This is a genomic window from Gallibacterium genomosp. 1 (assembly GCF_001678575.1).
GTDB lineage: Bacteria > Pseudomonadota > Gammaproteobacteria > Enterobacterales > Pasteurellaceae > Gallibacterium.
In genome coordinates this window covers 1-2,101 of the sequence record NZ_JTJP01000080.1, presented here as the reverse complement: position 1 = coordinate 2,101, position 2,101 = coordinate 1, and the positions used below count along the sequence as shown (strand labels likewise).

2 protein-coding genes and 1 other RNA gene are annotated in these 2,101 nt (G+C 41.7%); 1 reads left to right on the top strand and 2 read right to left on the bottom strand.

Annotated elements, in window-relative coordinates; all coding sequences use genetic code 11:
• Positions 1-27: 27 nt before the first annotated feature.
• Together QV04_RS11240 and QV04_RS11235 are read right to left on the bottom strand one after the other, a co-directional pair.
• Complete coding sequence (locus tag QV04_RS11240) at positions 28-579, bottom strand: KdsC family phosphatase (protein WP_197494831.1); 552 nt, start codon at positions 577-579, stop codon at positions 28-30.
• A gap of 18 nt (positions 580-597) precedes the next feature.
• The gene (locus QV04_RS11235; RefSeq protein ID WP_065231734.1) at positions 598-1,533 is read right to left on the bottom strand and encodes a KpsF/GutQ family sugar-phosphate isomerase; all 936 of its coding nucleotides are present in this window, start codon (positions 1,531-1,533) and stop codon (positions 598-600) included.
• A gap of 125 nt (positions 1,534-1,658) precedes the next feature.
• Between QV04_RS11235 and rnpB the strand changes: the two genes are divergently transcribed.
• Positions 1,659-2,043, top strand: an RNA gene (gene rnpB, locus QV04_RS11230) — RNase P RNA component class A.
• Positions 2,044-2,101: the final 58 nt, after the last annotated feature.

Here is a 2,101-nt window from a genome sequence, read left to right as displayed (position 1 = left end):
TTGGGGTGCAGATCATGTTTTTCGATATTATTGTGCCATTTTCTTTGCGGAATGGAGAAAGCCTTGCGCTGTAGTGTAGATAGCTTCTTTTCCTTGTGCGGCGAGTAGCATATCAACAATCTCACGGAATGCACCTTTGCCACCACTTGCTTTAGTAACAATGTCTACTTGGGATTTAATATAATCCGCAGCATCGGCTACGGTTGCAGTAACACCACATACATTAAATGCTGGTAAATCAACACTGTCATCACCAATATAAAGTACTTCAGAAGCTTGAACGCCAGCTTGTTGCATTAGTGCGAAACAGGCACTCTCTTTTTCCAGTTTTCCTAAAGCAAACAGAGGAATTTTTAAATCAGCAATCCGCCTTCTTAACACCTTAGAATCGCGACCGGATAAAACGGCGACTTGAATGCCACTTTCTAATAACATTCTGGTTCCTAAGCCATCACGGGCATTAAAGATTTTAAATGCTTCAACACCTTCGCTACTTTCGCCATAATAAAGTGAACCATCGGTTAAAACGCCATCAACATCGGTGATCACTAGTTTGATGTTGGCGAGTTTTTGTTGGATTGTTGACATAGATCCTCCTTAGCTTGAAAATTCATATAAGCCGACAACCTGCTGTTGATCATCGACTACCACAAGTGAATGGATTTTATTTTGACGCATAAAATCTTCTGCTTGACCTAAATAACTGTTTTGATTGATAGTTTTTGGGGTTGCAGTCATAAAATCTTGAGCCTGTTTTTGTAATACAGCCTCTCCATAGCGGCTCATTGCTCGGCGGATGTCGCCATCAGTAATAATGCCCTGTAACTTTTTATCTTGCATAATTAAAGCAACACCCATTCGCCCTTCATTCATTACGGTTAGGCAATCAAGGAAGAGAGTATCGGCGTGAACGACAGGTAGTGTCGTTTGCATTTTATCGTGAACCTTGCATAACAGACGACGACCCAAGCTACCACCGGGATGGAATTTGGCAAAATCTTCTGTTTGGAAATTGCGTGCTTTGATTAATGAAACTGCTAAAGCGTCACCTAATGCCATTGTCACCAACACAGAAGTGGTTGGTGCTAAATTATTAGGACAAGCTTCACGTTCAACACTGATATCTAATACATAATCAGCGTGTTTTGCTAAAGTGGATTGTAAATTACCGGTCATCGCTATGATTTTATTGCCAAAGTTTTTCAAACTCGGAATTAATTTATTTACATCATCGGTTTCACCGCTATAGGAGATTAGTAACACTACATCAATCGGTTTTAGCATACCTAAATCGCCATGGAATGCTTCTGTTGGATGTAGAAAGAAACTTGGGGTACCGGTTGAAGCAAAAGTAGCAACCATTTTTTTTCCAACGAGTCCGGATTTTCCAATGCCTCCAATTACAAGACGCCCTTGGCAGTACAAAATCAATTCGACAATTTGTTGAAAATTTTCAGGAAGTTGTTGTTGTAATCGAATAAGAGCCTGCTGTTCGATTGCTAACGTATCTTTAGCAATTTGCAAATAATCCATAATTTCTCCAATTACGCAATAAAAATTGCCAAATATTTTAATCGGTTAGGGAGAAAAAAGCGAATAAAAACACAAATTTAAACTTTTACTATATTCCAAAGCAAAAATCCGCTATACTTCGCGTCCGAGTTAGCCAGACAATCGCTGGTTTATTGAAGCCCTCAACCGTGAAAACGACCTAGGGGACAAGTAGACGAGAGGAAAGTCCGAGCTACATAGGGCAGAGTGCCGGATAACGTCCGGGAGGCGCGAGCCTACGACCAGTGCAGCAGAGAGCAGACCGCCGATGGCTCGTTAGAGATCAGGTAAGGGTGAAAGGGTGCGGTAAGAGCGCACCGCGTGAGTGGTAACAGTTCACGGCACGGTAAACTCCACTCGTAGCAAGACCAAATAGGAACTCAATGGGTGGCCCGCTCAGAGTTCGGGTAGGTTGCTTGAGCGGCTATGCAAATAGTCGCCTAGATGAATGATTGTCCACGACAGAACTCGGCTTACCGGCTAACTCATTTTTCATTTTTTCTCTTCTTGTGATAAATACAATTGCCTTTTTACTGTTAAATTTTAGGCA